Below are 15,160 nucleotides of genomic sequence, written 5' to 3' on the forward strand. Positions count from 1 at the left end.
GCAAGCTCGCTCACGTGCCGCACCTCGCTGGCGCTCGGTGCAGCGCTTCGCGCAGGCCCGGTGCCCGATGGTTCGCTCGCAAGCTCGCTCACGTCTGGGCCTTCGCCGTCAGGTGCCTGCCGACCCGCACGAGGTCGGGCCGCAACCGCAGCAGGGCGGCGACCACCAGCCCGGTGACCAGCCCCTCGAACAGGGCGATGATCGAGTAGGTGCCGATGGTGCTGATCGCCACGGTGGCGGCGGGCACCCCCGCGGCCCCGCCCACGGCGTATTCCAGGCTGTACAGCACGGAAGCGGCGATCACCGCGATGACCGCCGACACGGCGCAGCCCGCGACCACGGCGACCTTGGTGCGGGGCAACAGTTTGCGCAGTCCGAGGATGAGCGGGTAGCCGATCAGCGCGGGCAGCAGCGCGAGGTTGACCGCGTTCACGCCCAGAGCGGTGACCCCGCCGTCCCCGGCGAACAGGGCCTGCACCACGAGCACCACGGAGATCACCACCGGGCCCAGCCACGGCCCGAGCAGCGCCACCGCGAGCGTGCCGCCCAGCAGGTGACCGCCGGTGCCCACGCCGATCGGGAAGATCGGCGCCTCCAGCACCAGGAAGAAGGCCGCAGCCAGCCCGGCGAGGGGGATGTCCCGGTCCCGGATCGAGCTGCCGAGCCTCCCGCTGCACACCGCCAGCCCGCCGACCGCGACCACCGCACCGGCCACCGACACCGGCGCGTTCACGAATCCGTCAGGGATGTGCATCGCTGCCCTCCAGCAGGTCCAGTGCGGCGACCGCGCCGATGACGAAGGTCACCGGCGGGCGCATCCTCGGGTCGGGCAGTGCGGCGAGCGTGCCGGTGACCCGGCGCTGGTGCGCCCGGCTGGCCGCGCTCACCGCGGTGACCGGCGTGTCCGCCGCCATGCCCGCGGCCAGCAGTTCCTCGGCGATGCCGCGCAGCGCGGACCGGCCGGTGAGCACCACCACCGTGCCGCCCACCGCGGCCACCGCCGACCAGTCGATGCGCTGGCGGTACTCGGGGTCCTCGTTGCCCGCGACCACGGTGAGGGTCGTGGCGATCTGGCGGACCATCACCGGGATACCCGCCAGCGCGGGCGCCGCGATCGCCGCCGAGATGCCGGGCACCACCTCGAACGGCACGCCCGCCCCGGCCAGGGCCAGTGCCTCCTCGCCGCCCCGCGACACCACGAACGGATCGCCCGCCTTGAGCCGCACCACCTCGCGGCCCGCCCGGCCCAGGTCCACCAGCAGTTGGTTGACCTCGGCCTGCGGCCAGGCGGGTCGGCTGCCGGACTTGCCAACGCAGCGTTTGTCCCCGGTACCGGCCAGCGCCAGGATGTCGGCCATTGAGGGCCGGTCGTAGACCACGACCTCGGCGCTGCCGAGCAGTTCGGCGGCACGGCAGGTCAGCAGGCCGGGATCGCCGGGTCCGGCGCCGACCAGGTGAACCGTCACGCCCCGGCCGCCCGCGGGGTGACCAGCCAGTCGCCGAGCCGGCGCGTGGCCGAGGCGCCGACCAGCACCGTGGTGGTCATGCCCACCACCGAGCTGTCCAGCTCGCCCAGGGTGGTCAGCCGCACGTGCTGCTCGGGGCGGGCCGCGTCGGTGACCAGCGCGACCTGCGTGCCGGGCCCGCGGTGCTCCAACAGCACCTCACGTGCCCGGTCGAGCTGCCAGGTCCGCCCCGCCGAGCGCGGGTTGTACAGGGCGAGCGCCAGGTCGGCGGCGGCCACCGCGCGCAGTCTGCGCTCGACCTCCTCCCACGGGGTGAGCAGGCTGGACAGGGTCAGGCAGGCGAAGTCGTGCGCCAGCGGGGCCCCGACCAGCGCGGAGGAGGCCAGGGCCGCGGTGACCCCGGGCAGCACGCGCACCTCGGGGCGCCGCGCCACGGGCAGTTCGGCGGCGGTGCTCAGCGCCAGCGTGGCCATGCCGTACACCCCGGCGTCCCCGGAGGACACCAGCGCGACGCGGTGCCCGGCCGCCGCCAGGGCCACGGCCTGCTCCGCGCGGCGCGACTCCTCGGTCATCCGCCCGCGCAGCACGGTCTGCCCGGCGCCGAGCAGGTCGGCGCAGGCGTCGATGTAGGCGGAGTAGCCGAGCACGACCTCGGCCTCGCGCACGGCCTGGGCCGCGGCGGGGGTGCGGTGTTCGGCGGCGCCGGGACCGAGTCCGACCACCGTGAGCAGGCCCGTCACGGCAGCCTCCGCTTCTCGACCGGGATGGCGCGGCCCTCGGTGCTGCCCTCGGTGGACCGCCGACGACAACCGTGCGAGTACCGCGGGTCGTACAGCCTGGTCCGCTGCGGCTCGATCTCGCCCAGCGCGTCGCCGACCAGGACCAGTGCCGCCGTGCGGATGCCCGAGGCGGCCAGGTCCTCGGCCAGGCCGCCCACGGTGGTGGTGATGACCCGCTCGTCCGGCCAGCTCGCCTTGGCCACCACGACGGCCGGGGTCCCGGGGGCGTAGCCGCGCCCCTCGGCCAGCAGTTCGGCCTGGAGTTGTGCGGGGCGCTGGGCGGACAGGTACACGGCCATGGTCGTGCGGTGCCCGGCGAAGGCGGCCACCGACTCGCCCGCCGGCATGGACGCGGCCGTCCTGCCCCCGGCCAACCGGGTCTGCACGATGCTCTGCGCCACGCCCGGGGCGGTCAGCTCCCGGCCGATCGCGGCGGCGGCTGCGCTGAGCGAGCCCACCCCGGGCACGATCTCGTACTCGCGGCCGGTGCTGCGGCACCACGCGATCTGCTCGCCGATCGCCCCGTACACGCTGGTGTCCCCGCTGTGCAGGCGCACGATCGCGGCCTCGGGATGCCTGGCGTACACGGCGAGCACGTCCTCCAGGGTCATGCCCGCCGAGTCGTGCCGCTCCGCACTCGGGTTGGCGTGCTCCAGGACCTCGGCCGGGATCAACGAGGAGGCCCACACCACGACCTCGGCGCGGGCCAGCCGGGCCGCGCCGCGGAAGGTCATCAGGTCGGCCGCGCCCGGTCCGGCTCCGACAAAGGAGATCACCGCGACCTCGCCCTGGTCCGCGCGCGCGAACCAGCCCTGCGAGCAGCCATCACATCCTCCGTGCGACGCGTGTCCCTCTCGCGTGGCCGGTCTCCTGGCTCCCGGATCGGCGCCGTCCCCCTGCCTTCCCGGGACCCTTCGGGTCCCAGTGGCTGCCTCGTGGGGGGCGGCTCCCCGGTCACAGTGGCGGGACCGCGCCGGATTCGCACCGGCTTCCCGTCACCACGCTCGCGGAGCAGGTTAACCGACGTTCGGCGCTGGTCATACCGCCGACTACGGTGGTCGCGGGCTGTCGGAGAGAGGGAGTTGCGGTGGCACGGGTTCGGCATCCGATCGAGCAGGAGTCGTACCGGATCCTGCGATCCCGGGTCGACACGTCCGGTTTGCCAGTCCTGTCCAGGGCGGTTGTGGAGCGGCTCGTGCACACCACCGCGGATCCGAGCTGGGCGGGGGACCTGCTCGTGGACGAGCGGGCGCTGGAGTCGGGCAGGCGCGCGCTGACCTCAGGTGTGCCGCTGATCACCGATGTGCGCATGGTCGCGGCGGGCGTCACCAGCCGCCCCGCGCACATCGCGGCCGAGACCGAGGGCGGCATCGGGGCACTGGCCGGGCAGTACGCGCAGGGCGCGGTGTTCGCGCTGGGCCAGGACTTCGCGGCCGTCAACGAGCTGGCCGGGCTGTGCGCCTCGGGGGCGCTGCGCCCGGCGCTGGTCATCGCCCTGCCCGCCGGGTTCGTCGGCGCGGTCGAGGCCAAGCGGGCGCTGCGCGAGAGCGGGGTGCCCGCGCTGACCAACCGGGGCGAGCGCGGTGGGGCGGCACTGGCCACGGCCGCCGTGAACGCGTTGCTGTACGCCTGAGCTGCGGACTCCCGCCCAGCACTGTTTATCGGTAACGTGACGGCAAGATCACCGGTAAACCGTCAACGGCGATGGGGTGCGTGCGGATGGCAGTCAACCAGGACGGGTTCCTCGCGGCGGCGCACGAGGTGATCGACCGGCTGGTCCGCACCCAGCGCGAGCCGATCGCGGCGGCGGCCGGGCTGGTGGCCCAGTGCGTGCTGGGCGGCGGGGTGGTGCACGCCTTCGGTACCGGTCACTCGCAGGGCCTGGTCATGGAGATCGCCGGGCGCGCGGGCGGGCTGATCCCCACGAACAAGCTGTCGCTGCGGGACGTGGTGACCTACGGGGACACCCCGGCGGGCGCACTGGACAAGTACGTGGAGCGGGACCCGGCCATCGCGCACCGGATCTACGAGCTGGCCCCGGTCCAGGACGGGGACCTGTTCGTGATCGCCTCCAACTCCGGGGGCAACGGCTCCACCGTGGAGATGGCCAGCCTGGTCAAGCGGCGCGGGCACGGGCTGATCGCGTTCACCTCCCTGGACCACGCCACGGCGGTGGCCTCCCGGCACCCCTCCGGCAAGCACCTGCACGACCTGGCCGACGTGGTGATCGACAACTGCGGCCCGATGGGCGACACCCTGCTGCCGCTGCCCACCGGCGGGGCGGTCTGCGCCATCTCCTCGATCACCGCGGCGATGGCGGCGCAGATGATGCTGGCCGATGCGGCGGCGCTGATCCTGGCGGCGGGCCAGACCCCGCCGGTCTACCTGTCCGCCAACGTGCCCGAGGGCGACGCGCACAACCGCGAGCTGGAGCAGCGCTACGAGGGCAGGATCCGCCGCGATCCCTCGTAGAGCGCGGCCAGCTCACCCGCGGTCCTGACCATGAGCTCGCGCAGCTCGGCGGGTTCGAGCACCTCCACCATGCCGCCGAACTTGAGCAGCTCCACGTGGGCGTGCCGGACCGACTCGATCGGCAGCACCGCGCGCACCCAGCCGTCCGGCCCCGGCTCCCCGGCGCTGGCCCGCACGGCGTCCGCGGCGAACGTGCCCAGCAGGGCCCGCAGCCAGCCCATGGCCTCCGGCGAGACCCGGATCACCGCCTGCTGCCCGCGCATCCTGGCCTCGAACTGCTCCGCCCACTCCTGCCAGTAGCCCGGCAGGTCGAAGTCCGCGGGCCGGTCGAACCGCTCGTCCAGGGTCTGCACCGCCAGCACGTTGGACACCCGGTAGGTGCGCAGGTCCTCGTCGGCCAGCGCCACCAGGTACCAGGTGCCCGCCTTGAGCACGACGCCCAGCGGGCGGACCCGGCGGGTCACCTCGCGGGGCTTGGCCCACCTGCGGTAGCGCAGCTCCAGCACGCGCTGGTTCCACACCGCCTCGGCGATCTCGGCCAGGTGCGGGGCCTGGTCGGCCTCGCGCAGCCAGCCCGGGGCGTCCAGGTGGAACCGCTCCCTGATCCGGCTCGCCCTGCTGCGCAGCTCCGCGGGCAGCGCCGCCAGCAGCTTGAGCTCGGCCGTGGCCACCACCGTGCCCAGGCCCAGCTCGGCGGCCGGTCCCGGCATACCCGCCAGGAACAGCGAGTCGGCCTCGTCCGAGGTCAGCCCGGTCAACCTGGTCCGGTAGCCGTCCAGCAGCTGGTAGCCGCCGGTCGGCCCGCGGTCGGCGTACACCGGAACCCCGGCCGCCGACAGCGACTCGACGTCCCGGTACACCGTGCGCACCGAGACCTCCAGCTCGTCCGCCAGTTCCTGCGCGGTCATCCGGCCCCGGGTCTGCAACAGCAGCAGGGTGGACAGCAGACGGCTCGCGCGCATACCGCGCATTGTCGTCTCAGCTGAACGAGACGCTGACCGAAGGCACCCCGCGAACTCCCGCCACCCGCTCGGCCTCGGCCCGCGCCGCCTCCCGCGCGGGCGGGTCCAGCTCCCCGAACTGCGTGATCGTGACGTCCAGGCGGTCCTTCCGGCCGAGCTTGGCCCGCCACACGCCGAGCACCTCCCCGTCGACCAGCACGGCGCCCGGGCTGCCCAGGATCGTCCACAGGGTCTTCTGCTGCTCCTTGTGCGGCAGCACAACGGCCCGGTCGCGCGCCTGGAGGAACGGGTCGGAGGTGGGCAGCAGGCGGACCAGCTCCGGGGGCTGCGCCGAGACCAGGTCGTCGAGGCGGTCGCTGGGCAGCCAGCACTTGCGGCCGTCCACCCTGACCTCCGCCAACCCCTGCGGCCAGCGGCCGCGCACCTCGGCGGCGGAGGTGTCCAGCCACTTGGCCACCTCGGTCGGCGTCGCCGGTCCCAGGAAGCGCAGGTAGGCGCGCATCAGGCGCTCGGCCCCCGCGGACTGCTCGGGCACGCCCTTCGCGTTGTGCGCGTGCACAAGGGTCAGCGGGGACTCACCCGGTTCGATGCCCAGCCCGGCGGGCAGCGCGGCGAGCCGGAACGGCTGCTCGTACACGTGCTGGGACTTGCAGCCGGGGCACCAGCGGGTCTGCTCCGGCGGCACCAGCTTGGTCAGCGCGGCGCTGGCGGCCCCCTTGGTCATCGGCCCGACCACGATCGAGCGCAGCGACTCGGCCAGCAGCCGGTAGGTCGCCAACGGGGTGAGCCCGCCGGTGCTGGTCCGCGACCTCGGCCAGAGCAGCCGGGCCTGCGCGTCGGCCTCGCTCCACGGCCACAGCTCGGCGGCCAGCCGCGCCAGCTCGCCGGGCCGGTGGAAGTAGGGCGCCCCACGCAGGGTCCAGGCCAGGTCGAACCCGCTCAGGTCGGCCTCGCCGGTGGTGCGCGCGGCCAGCGCCAGCCGCGCGACCCCGGCAGGGGAGTCCTGCAAGCCCAGCTCCAGCACCTCGGGGTGCTCGCTCTCCCGCAGCAGGCCCTGCTGCCTGGTCCGGTACCAGAGCACCTGTTCGCGGCTGACTTCGGTGGTCACCAGGCCATCCTGCACCGAGAAGCTGTCACCTGCTGTCAGGATCGCAGTCGTACAGGCCGCGCCCCTGCTCGACGATCCAGGGCACCCGCACGCAGTTGCGGTGCACCCACTCGATCCGCGCGGCCTCGGTCGGCCCGCCCAGCGCCGCGAACACCGTGGACAGGTCCCGCACGTCGATCTTGCCGGGCTCGGTGGCCGTGCTCGTCAGCACGAACCGCACCCGGCCGGACCGCACCCACCCGGACAGCCCGGTGGCGTCGGGCGCCGGGTCGACCCCCTCGAACCCGCCCAGCACCACGACGGTCTCGTCCGCGGCGACCAGGTAGTCGCCCGCGGTCACCGCGCCGCCCTCGACCGCCAGCGTGATCGGGGTCCGCGAGTGCGTCGCGGCGTAGTCGAGCACCTCGGTCTCCGCGTTGCTCAGGTGCACCTCGGTCGCGGCGTTCCCGCTGAGCCCCTGCAAGGTCGCGCGGATCGACGGCACGGCCTGCTCCCCGTACTGCTGCACGAAGTACGGCGGCACCACGAACGGCCCCGCCGTGGGGTTGCTGGCGCCCATCAACGCCTGGGACGGCCCGATCGCCGTGGCGACACACCACACGCCGGGTGCGAGCAGCACCGTGACGAGCCCGAGCACCGCGGCGACACGTCCCCCGCCGAGCCGGAACCGGCCGAGCACGAGCCAGCCCACGGACACCACGCCCAGAGCGCCAACCAGGTAGCGCAACTCCCCGTGCCACGTGGGATCCCGGGCGACCAGCAGCCACGCCCACCCCGCGGTCAGCGCCACGGCCAAGGGCAGCACCAGCCACAGCACCCCGCTGGGCCGCCGGTACCACTGCCAGAACCGGACGAGGCCCCCGCCGGTCAGCGCGGCGATGGCCGGGGCGAGCATCGTCGTGTAGTAGGCGTGGAAGGTGCCGACGGAGAAGCTGAGGACCAGCGCGCCGACGAGCAGCCAGCCGCCCCACAACCACCACCCGGCCCGCTCGGCGCGCGAGGCGGTCCCGCGCACCACCGCGACGGCGAGCACCGCGAGCAGGGCCAGCGGCAGCAGCCAGCTGATCTGCCCGCCCAGCAAGGGGTTGAACAGCCGCAGCGGCCCGGGGACCCCGCCGAACAGCACGATGGACATCAGGCTGGTGAACTCGGCCGACTTGCCGCCACCGGGCGAGGACTGGCCGAGCACCCGGCCGATCCCGTTGTAGCCGATGACCAGGTCCCAGACCGAGCCCGTGCCGCTGCTGCCGATGAACGGCTTGCGCCCTGGCCAGAACTGCACCAGCAGCACCCACCACAGGGAACTGACCGCCACCGCGACCAGCGCCCCGAACAGGTCCAGCAGCTTGCGCCACCACACCGCGCGGACCCCGAGCAGGTAGGCGAGCGCGAACGCGGGCAGCACCACCCACGCCTGCAACATCTTCGTGGTGAACCCGCAGCCGATGAACACCCCGGCCAGCACCAGCCAGCGCGTGCGGTGCTCGGCGCCGAGGGCGCGGGTGAAGGCGTAGGCCGCCGCCACCAGGAACAGCACGAGCAGCGTGTCCGGGTTGTTGTCCCGGTCGATGGCCACGGTGATCGGGGTCAGCGCGAGCGCGGCGGCGGCGATCAGCCCCGCGTGCTCGCCCATCCAGTGCCGGACCGTGCGGTGCAGCAGGAACACCGCGGCCACGCCCTCGACCACCTGCGGCAGCAGCACCGCCCAGGGCTGGTAGCCGAAGACCCAGGTGGAGATCACCTGCGGCCACAGCGCCAGCGGCGGCTTGTCCACGGTCACCACACCCTGCGGGTCCAGCGCCCCGAACACGAAGTTCGTCGGGCTCTGCGCCATGGCCCGCACCGCCGCCGCGTAGTACGGGTTGCCCCAGTTGCCGTCGGCGCCCAACGCCCATCCGTACAGCAGCGCGGCTGCGAGCAGTACCAGCCCCAGCGCGATCCGGGACCACTTGGCCGTCACGACCCACCCCCCAGTGATTCGACTCGGCACGAACGGTAGGCAGATCGGCGCCCCGGCGAATCGGCGCGCGGATGGAACTACCGCCTCCACCCGGGGGTGGACTACTTGCTGCCGACCTTGCGCCAGATCACCACCATCGCGATCCCCACCAGCAGGGCCAGCACCACCACGATGCCGACCTTCCACAGGTAGTCCACGAGCAGTTCGGCCAGTACCGACTCACCGCTTGCCATGGTCGTCCTCCCGCTCCAGGTAGTTGGTGACGGCGCGGGCGGCGGTGCGCCGCAGCACGCCCTGGCTCGGGCGCCTCGGGTTGCCCCGGCTCTGGGCCACCGAGCGCGCCACGGGTTCGATGTACTTGCGGGCCTGCGAGAGCTTGCCCTTGCGCTTGAGCACGACCAGCACGGTGAAGCCGATCACGACCAGCACGGCGATGCCCGCGGCGATGACGCCGAACCGGATCAGCAGCAGGGTCATGACGGTCTCCAGACTGGAGTCTGCGAGGTTCATGGTGGGTCCCCCATCGGTGCACATTTGTGAACACCGCAGAAGCTAGGTGCGGGTCCGGGTGGAGTAGCACCTCCCAGGGGTGGACTTCGGGGTGGAGACCCGGTAGACACTGGAGTCGAAAAGCTTTTCATCACGCCGCCGCACCACACGCCACGCACCGCCGTGGCTGAACTGAGGAGTGCACGCGTGAACTCACCACTGATCAACCGCCGCGACCTGGTGCGGGGGATCATGCTCGGCGCGGCGGCCACGGGACTGGCCGCGGCGCTACCGCTGGGGGCCGCCGCCAGCCCGAGCGCGAACTGGGTGCTGCGCTGGAGCCCGGACCCCAAGCGGGACGGGCTCAACGCGTTCGAGGGCGTGGAGGACGACCGGGCCCACTCCCACCCCGGGGTCAAGCACATCTACGTCGAGGACGACCACTGGCGCTTCGACATGCACACCCGCGACCGCGACTCCAGCCCGGACCGGCAGCGCAACGAGGTCAAGGGCCTGCGGCAGGCCGGGACCGCGCTGAAGATCCTGGAGAACGAGACCTGGCGCATCACCTACCAGGCGTTCTGGCCCACCGCGCTGACCGCCACCACCTCGTTCAGCCACATCTTCCAGATCAAGGTGCCCGACGTGGGCAGCCCGCTGGTGACGATGACGCTGCGGCAGAAGGACAGGCCCACGATCGAGGTGATCACCGCGACGGACGACGGCTCCTTCACGCACCACCCGCCGGTGGACTACGCGCCGTTGCAGAACAAGTGGATCGACGTGGAGTGGGAGTTCAAGGCCGCCGACAGCGGGGGCTACCTGCGCTGGGCGCTGCGCGACGGTGACCGCACGGTGGTGGACTACCGCACCGGCGCCGTGGACCTGTGGCGGGGCAAGAACTACCTGCGTCCCAAGTGGGGGATCTACCGCAGCATCAACAGTGCCGGGCTGCGCGACTGCTACCAGCTCACCAGGAACTACCGGGGCTACCAGCTGGTGTGAGCCGCGCTCACCACCCTGTTGCGGCCCGAGTTCTTGGCCTCGTACAGGGCGGTGTCGGCCACGTGCAGCAGGCGCTCCACCACGGCGTTGGCCGCGGGGCAGACGGCGACCCCGATGGACGCCGACAGCCCGGTGACCGTGGCGGCGGGCAGGCGGACCTCCAGCAGGAGGATCGCCTGCCTGATCCGCTCGGCCACCGACTCGGCGCGACCGCGGTCGATCCTGGGCAGCAGCACGACGAACTCCTCGCCGCCGAACCGCCCCACCGGGTCGTACCCGCGCACCTGGGCCCGGATCGTGTCGGCCACCGCGCGCAGCACCACGTCCCCGGCCAGGTGCCCGTGCTCGTCGTTGATCTGCTTGAAGTGGTCCAGGTCGATCATCAGCAGGCTCGCGCCGGCACGGGCCAGCTCACCCCTTGCGCGGTCGGTCCACGCCGTGGCCTGCAACAGCCCGGTCTTGCCGTCCGTGCGGGCCTGCTCGCGGAACTGCCGGATCAGCACGCAGCGGTGCAGCACCAGCGTGATCATGCCGATCAGCAGCAGGACCACCGGCCAGTCCACCAGGGCCCAGGCCAGCAGGACGCCCAGCCCGATGGTGGCCGACTCCAGCAGGTAGTCGGCGCGGGAACCGAGCGCGGAGCGCACCGTGCCGCCCGGTGTGGCCGCGCGCACCGCCACCGTGAGCAGAACCGTGTTGCACACCAGGAAGACCAGCCCAGCGAGCACGACCGCGGCGAAGGTGGGTACGTCGTGCGGCATCGCGGCGAATGGCCGCGCGCTGAGCAGCCCCAGCACGGCCGAGGTGGCGAACGCGGCCAGCGTGGTCGCCGCGGCGCTGAAGACCTGCCGGTACACCACGTGCCTGCGCACCCGCAGCCAGCGGTAGCCGTAGGAGGTGGCGATGACCAGTGCGGCCAGTCCGGGTTGGAGCAACAGGATCGCGGCGAACATCCACACCGAGTTCAGGTCGATGTGCGGACTGCTCGCATGTTGCTCGCGGACGCGCTCGATCGGTTGGGAGACCTCGGTGTAGAGCAGGCCGCAGGCCAGCAGCACCAGGAACGGCAGCAGCTGGGACAGGCCGATCGGGATGGTGAGCAGGGCTCGGACGGTCAGCACCGCGGCGAGCAGGTCCACGGCCAGCACGTAGCAGACCAGCGGCCGGTTGGCCTGCCGCCACAGCGCCCAGCCCGGTCGGCCTGTTGCCGGATTGTCCCGGTGCCCACCGGACACGATCATGGTTTTCGAGCCCCTGCCATTCGGGCAACGTAACCGCTCGTTCACCTCACGTCACTCCGGCGACCGGGTAGCGGGCCCAACCAGCGCGAATTTGGCGTGTTGTGCCAATCGTGAGGAGGCGAACCCGCATGCGCGGACAGACCTGGTGAGCGGTCAGGGTTTGCGGCCCACGCCCGCGTAGGGCAGGGCGTTGATCATCGGATCGGCGGAGACGTCACCACGGCTGTCCGGACGCCACTGCGCGCAGCCCACCAGCCCGGGGTCGACCAGGTCGAAACCGGAGAAGAAGGCGAGCACCTGCTCGTGGGTGCGCGGGTGCGGCAGGTTCTGGGTGTCCTTGTACGCCTCGATCGCCTCGTCCAGGCCCGCCGAGTCGCTGTCGGCGGCCACATGCGACAGGGCCAGGTGGCTGCCGGGGGCCAGCCGGTCCCGGTAGGCGGCCACGATCCCGGCCGGGTCCCACTCGTCGGGCACGAAGTGCAGCAGCAGCAACATGAACACGCCGATCGGCCGCTCGAAGTCCAGCAGCTGCTTGGCCTGCGGGGAGTCCAGCACCCCGTTGACGTCACGCAGGTCGGCCTGCAACACCCCGACCCGGTTGTTGTCGGCCAGCAGCAGGTGGCTGTGCGCCACCGCGATCGGGTCCCGGTCCACGTAGACCACGCGGCAGTCCGGGTCCGCCTGCTGCACCAGCTCGTGCAGGTTGCCCACGGTGGGCAGGCCCGAACCGATGTCCAGGAACTGCCGGATCCCCGCGTCCAGCATCAGCTGCGCCGCCCTGCGCAGGAACGAGCGGTTGAGCCGCACGGCGTCGCGGATGCCGGGCATGATGCGGGCGATCTTCTCGCCAAGCGCCCGGTCGGCCGCGAAGTTGTACCCGCCCTCCAGCCAGTAGTCGTAGACCCGCGCCGGGCTCGGCACGTTCGGGTCCACCTCGGGCGGAACCCAGCTCAGGTCCCCGGTCATCGCGCACCTCCGGCCCGCCAGCTTAGGCCTCCGTGGGCCGTCGATCGGCCGGTAGCTCGATCGTGTACATGTCTGGCCCGGAAGGTCGTACCTGGCTTGCGCGATCCCTATGGTGTTGCCCCGTGGCAGTGGACTTACCGGGCCGGTGGCCACTGATCGGGCACAGCGCCGCCCTGCTGCGCGACCCCCTGCGGCTGCTCAGCTCGCTCAGCGCGCACGGCGAGGTGGTGCGCCTGCGACTCGGGCCGCTGCCGGTGTACGTGGTGACCACGCCCGAGCTGGCGCTGCGCGTGCTGGCGGGCGAGGCGGACAAGTTCGACAAGGGCATCGTCTTCGACAAGATGCGCCCGCTGTTCGGCAACGGCCTGGCGACCTCCAACGGGGAGTTCAACCAGCGCCAGCGCCGGCTCGTGCTGCCGGCGTTCCACCGCGAGCGGGTCGCGCGCCACACCGAGCAGACCATCACCCGGCTGGCCGGTGACCTGGCCGACTCCTGGCGGCCGGGCCAGCGGGTCGCGGTGGACCGGCGCATGCAGGACCTGGTGCTGGGCATCGCCGGGCGCACGCTGTTCTCCGCCGAGCTGGGCACCGAGGTGCTCGCGGAGATCCAGCGCTGCATCCCGGTGCTGCTGGAGAACGTGCTCGTGCGCGCCTTCTCCCCGCGCTGGGTGGAGCGGCTGCCCATCCCCGGCAACCGGCGCTTCGACCGGGCCGCCGCCCGGCTGCGCGAGGTGATCCCCGAGGCGGTGCTCGCGGCCAGGGCCGAGGGTGCCGACCGCGGCGACCTGCTCTCGGTGCTGGTGCGCGCCACCGACGAGCAGACCGGCGAGTCCATGACCGACGAGCAGGTGCACGACGAGGTCATCACCATCCTGACCACCGGGGCCGAGACCACCGCCGTGGCGCTGTCCTGGTTCTGGCACGAACTCGGCCGGCACCCGGAGATCGAACGGCGCTTCCACGCCGAGGTCGACGAGGTGCTCGGTGGCCGGCCGCCGACCTTCGCCGACCTGTCCGAGCTGGTCTACACCCAGCGCATCGTCAACGAGGTGCTGCGCCGCAGCCCACCGCTGATCCTGATGCGCCGCACCCGGGAACCCGTTGAACTGGGCGGGATCCGGGTCCCCGCGGGCACCGAGGTGGCCGTCAGCCAGCACACCCTGCACCAGGACCCGCGCTGGTTCCCCGACCCGGGGCGCTTCGACCCCGACCGCTGGGCCCCCGAGCGTGCCGCCGCACTGCCCAGGGGCGCCTACCTGCCGTTCGGGGCGGGCGCCCGGTTCTGCCCCGGCCACCTGCTCGCGCAGGCCGAGATCACCGCGGTGGCCGCCACGGTCGGCGCCCGCTGGCGGCTCGTGCCGGTACCGGGAAAACCCGTGTACGCCAAGGTGAAGGCCACCGCGCAGCCCAACCAGCTGCCGATGACGGTGCTGCCAAGGCATGGGTGATCACCGGGTGTACTGTCCTGCTCCGCCCACAGCGTCCCGATCCAGGAAGGTCGTCTCCGTGAGGCTGTTGCCCAAGCTGACCGTCTCGTTGCTGTCCTGCCTCGCTCTGCTCGGCGGTGCCCTCGCGGCGCCCCAGGCCGGGGCCAGCTCGGCCACCTGCTCGGAGACCGACCTGCCGGTGACCGGTCCCGGCGGTGCCCCGGCGAGCATGCACGGCCAGCTCTGCCTGCCCGAGGGACCCGCGCCGGGCACGGTGCAGTTGCTGGTGCACGGCGGCACGTACAACCGTACGTACTGGGATCTGCCCTACGACCCGGACAACTACTCCTACCAGCGCGACATGGCCCGGCACGGCTACGCCACCTTCGCCGTGGACGAGCTGGGGTCCGGCGCCAGCAGCAAGCCGCCGAGCCTGCCGCTGCTGATCGGGGTCAGCGCGGCCTCCCTGCACGAAGTGGTGGGTCACCTGCGCGCCGGGCACGTCGGCGGCACGTCCTTCGCCCGCGTGGTGATCGTCGGGCACTCGGTCGGTTCCGGGGTGGTCGCCGCGGAAGCCGCCACGTACCACGACGTCGACGGGGTCGTGCTCACCGGCATCACGCACCTGCCCGCGCTGCCCGTGCTCGCGGTGGGCGCCGCACTGGGGCTGCAACCCGCGTTCCTGGACTCCTCGCTGAGCAGGCTGGGCAGCGATCCCCTGTACTTCACCACGAAACCCGGCGCGCGGGCCCCGCTGTTCTACGCGGCCGAGGACGCCGACCCGCAGGTGATCGCCGCCGACGAGGCCACCAAGGACCAGGTCTCCGTGCCGGGCATGGGAACCGTGGCCGTGTTCGGCATCGTGCTGCCCACCACCCTGGGCATCGACGTGCCGGTCCTCCAGGCGGTCGGTTCCCAGGACGTCCTGTTCTGCGGGGTGCTCGCCCTGCACGACTGCTCGAACGCCGAGGCCCTGCGGGCCCAGGAGGCCCCGTACTACAACCCGGCCGCTCAGCTGTCCACCTACGTGCTGCCCGGGGCGGGCCACTCCCTGGCCCTGCACCGCAACGCCGCCCAGTACCGGGACGCCACCCGCGATTGGCTGCACGGGGAGTTCGGCATCTGATACCAGTCGCGACACCGCCGCCGCGTCGATTATCGGCGCGGCGGCTTTTTTGCGCGCGCAATTCGGCAGGGGTGGCCGCGCGCGGTTGTGCGCCCGGCTCAGGGGTGGTTTCGCGCTGACTGTGGGGCTCGGTAGGGGTTGGCCCCCGACCTGGGGTTT

At 72.7% G+C, this 15,160-nt stretch carries 16 protein-coding genes and 1 riboswitch; of the genes, 5 read left to right on the plus strand and 11 right to left on the minus strand.

Annotated elements, in window-relative coordinates:
- Window positions 1-88: 88 nt before the first annotated feature.
- Genes KALB_RS07185 through KALB_RS07200 form a run of 4 tightly spaced genes read right to left on the minus strand, consistent with a single transcriptional unit; the run spans window position 89 to window position 3,021 of the window.
- Entirely contained in the window at window positions 89-754 is a 666-nt protein-coding gene (locus tag KALB_RS07185) for an energy-coupling factor ABC transporter permease (RefSeq protein ID WP_025355046.1), read from the minus strand.
- Window positions 741-1,466 (minus strand): uroporphyrinogen-III C-methyltransferase, encoded by a 726-nt coding sequence (gene cobA, locus KALB_RS07190; RefSeq protein ID WP_025355047.1) that lies wholly within the window; start codon window positions 1,464-1,466, stop codon window positions 741-743. Before cobA ends, KALB_RS07185 begins: the two co-directional genes overlap by 14 nt.
- On the minus strand, window positions 1,463-2,206 hold the full coding sequence (cobJ, locus tag KALB_RS07195) for a precorrin-3B C(17)-methyltransferase (protein ID WP_025355048.1): 744 nt from the start codon (window positions 2,204-2,206) through the stop codon (window positions 1,463-1,465). Before cobJ ends, cobA begins: the two co-directional genes overlap by 4 nt.
- Complete coding sequence (locus KALB_RS07200; RefSeq protein ID WP_025355049.1) at window positions 2,203-3,021, minus strand: cobalt-precorrin-4/precorrin-4 C(11)-methyltransferase; 819 nt, start codon at window positions 3,019-3,021, stop codon at window positions 2,203-2,205. Before KALB_RS07200 ends, cobJ begins: the two co-directional genes overlap by 4 nt.
- 67 nt (window positions 3,022-3,088) lie before the next feature.
- A riboswitch (cobalamin riboswitch) is annotated at window positions 3,089-3,263 on the minus strand.
- 69 nt (window positions 3,264-3,332) lie between these two features.
- On the opposite strand from KALB_RS07200, the gene KALB_RS07205 reads away from it, so the two are divergent.
- Window positions 3,333-3,878, plus strand: a complete 546-nt coding sequence (locus KALB_RS07205) for a precorrin-8X methylmutase (RefSeq protein ID WP_042220282.1) — start codon at window positions 3,333-3,335, stop codon at window positions 3,876-3,878.
- 86 nt (window positions 3,879-3,964) lie between these two features.
- A complete protein-coding gene (locus KALB_RS07210; RefSeq protein ID WP_025355050.1) occupies window positions 3,965-4,717 on the plus strand; it encodes a sugar isomerase domain-containing protein in 753 nt (250 codons plus the stop codon).
- On the opposite strand, the gene KALB_RS07215 is transcribed toward KALB_RS07210, so the two are convergent.
- From KALB_RS07215 to KALB_RS07230, 5 genes are all read right to left on the minus strand, one after another.
- Window positions 4,684-5,679, minus strand: coding sequence for a helix-turn-helix transcriptional regulator (locus KALB_RS07215; RefSeq protein ID WP_025355051.1), 996 nt, complete (start codon window positions 5,677-5,679; stop codon window positions 4,684-4,686). The genes KALB_RS07210 and KALB_RS07215 overlap by 34 nt on opposite strands.
- Before the next feature lie 16 nt (window positions 5,680-5,695).
- On the minus strand, window positions 5,696-6,787 hold the full coding sequence (locus tag KALB_RS07220) for a DNA glycosylase AlkZ-like family protein (RefSeq protein ID WP_030108414.1): 1,092 nt from the start codon (window positions 6,785-6,787) through the stop codon (window positions 5,696-5,698).
- A 25-nt stretch (window positions 6,788-6,812) separates the two neighbouring features.
- Complete coding sequence (locus KALB_RS07225) at window positions 6,813-8,747, minus strand: glycosyltransferase family 39 protein (protein WP_025355053.1); 1,935 nt, start codon at window positions 8,745-8,747, stop codon at window positions 6,813-6,815.
- A 101-nt stretch (window positions 8,748-8,848) separates the two neighbouring features.
- Window positions 8,849-8,980 carry a hypothetical protein gene (locus KALB_RS49770; protein ID WP_268872239.1) on the minus strand — a complete coding sequence of 44 codons (132 nt, stop codon included), beginning with the start codon at window positions 8,978-8,980 and terminating at the stop codon, window positions 8,849-8,851.
- Window positions 8,967-9,257: a hypothetical protein gene (locus KALB_RS07230; protein ID WP_042220284.1), complete on the minus strand. Its 291-nt coding sequence runs from the start codon at window positions 9,255-9,257 to the stop codon at window positions 8,967-8,969. Before KALB_RS07230 ends, KALB_RS49770 begins: the two co-directional genes overlap by 14 nt.
- 186 nt (window positions 9,258-9,443) lie before the next feature.
- On the opposite strand from KALB_RS07230, the gene KALB_RS07235 reads away from it, so the two are divergent.
- Complete coding sequence (locus KALB_RS07235; RefSeq protein WP_025355055.1) at window positions 9,444-10,241, plus strand: hypothetical protein; 798 nt, start codon at window positions 9,444-9,446, stop codon at window positions 10,239-10,241.
- Here the strand turns inward: KALB_RS07235 and KALB_RS07240 are convergent.
- Both KALB_RS07240 and KALB_RS07245 read right to left on the minus strand, forming a co-directional pair.
- Window positions 10,226-11,482, minus strand: coding sequence for a GGDEF domain-containing protein (locus tag KALB_RS07240; RefSeq protein WP_148309383.1), 1,257 nt, complete (start codon window positions 11,480-11,482; stop codon window positions 10,226-10,228). The genes KALB_RS07235 and KALB_RS07240 overlap by 16 nt on opposite strands.
- Window positions 11,483-11,635: 153 nt before the next feature.
- The gene (locus KALB_RS07245; protein WP_025355057.1) at window positions 11,636-12,448 is read right to left on the minus strand and encodes an SAM-dependent methyltransferase; all 813 of its coding nucleotides are present in this window, start codon (window positions 12,446-12,448) and stop codon (window positions 11,636-11,638) included.
- 122 nt (window positions 12,449-12,570) lie between these two features.
- Between KALB_RS07245 and KALB_RS07250 the strand changes: the two genes are divergently transcribed.
- Window positions 12,571-13,896 carry a cytochrome P450 gene (locus KALB_RS07250; protein ID WP_025355058.1) on the plus strand — a complete coding sequence of 442 codons (1,326 nt, stop codon included), beginning with the start codon at window positions 12,571-12,573 and terminating at the stop codon, window positions 13,894-13,896.
- A 58-nt stretch (window positions 13,897-13,954) separates the two neighbouring features.
- Window positions 13,955-15,001, plus strand: coding sequence for an alpha/beta hydrolase (locus tag KALB_RS07255; RefSeq protein ID WP_025355059.1), 1,047 nt, complete (start codon window positions 13,955-13,957; stop codon window positions 14,999-15,001).
- Window positions 15,002-15,160 lie beyond the last annotated feature (159 nt).

This window comes from Kutzneria viridogrisea DSM 43870, from assembly GCF_000525635.1.
GTDB lineage: Bacteria > Actinomycetota > Actinomycetes > Mycobacteriales > Pseudonocardiaceae > Kutzneria > Kutzneria viridogrisea.

Coding starts and splice junctions, on each gene's coding strand:
- KALB_RS07185 (WP_025355046.1), bottom strand. CDS start 754: ATGCACATCCCTGACGGATTCGTGAACGCGCCGGTGTCGGTGGCCGGT.
- KALB_RS07210 (WP_025355050.1), top strand. CDS start 3,965: ATGGCAGTCAACCAGGACGGGTTCCTCGCGGCGGCGCACGAGGTGATC.
- KALB_RS07215 (WP_025355051.1), bottom strand. CDS start 5,679: ATGCGCGCGAGCCGTCTGCTGTCCACCCTGCTGCTGTTGCAGACCCGG.
- KALB_RS49770 (WP_268872239.1), bottom strand. CDS start 8,980: ATGGCAAGCGGTGAGTCGGTACTGGCCGAACTGCTCGTGGACTACCTG.
- KALB_RS07230 (WP_042220284.1), bottom strand. CDS start 9,257: ATGAACCTCGCAGACTCCAGTCTGGAGACCGTCATGACCCTGCTGCTG.
- KALB_RS07240 (WP_148309383.1), bottom strand. CDS start 11,482: ATGATCGTGTCCGGTGGGCACCGGGACAATCCGGCAACAGGCCGACCG.
- KALB_RS07245 (WP_025355057.1), bottom strand. CDS start 12,448: ATGACCGGGGACCTGAGCTGGGTTCCGCCCGAGGTGGACCCGAACGTG.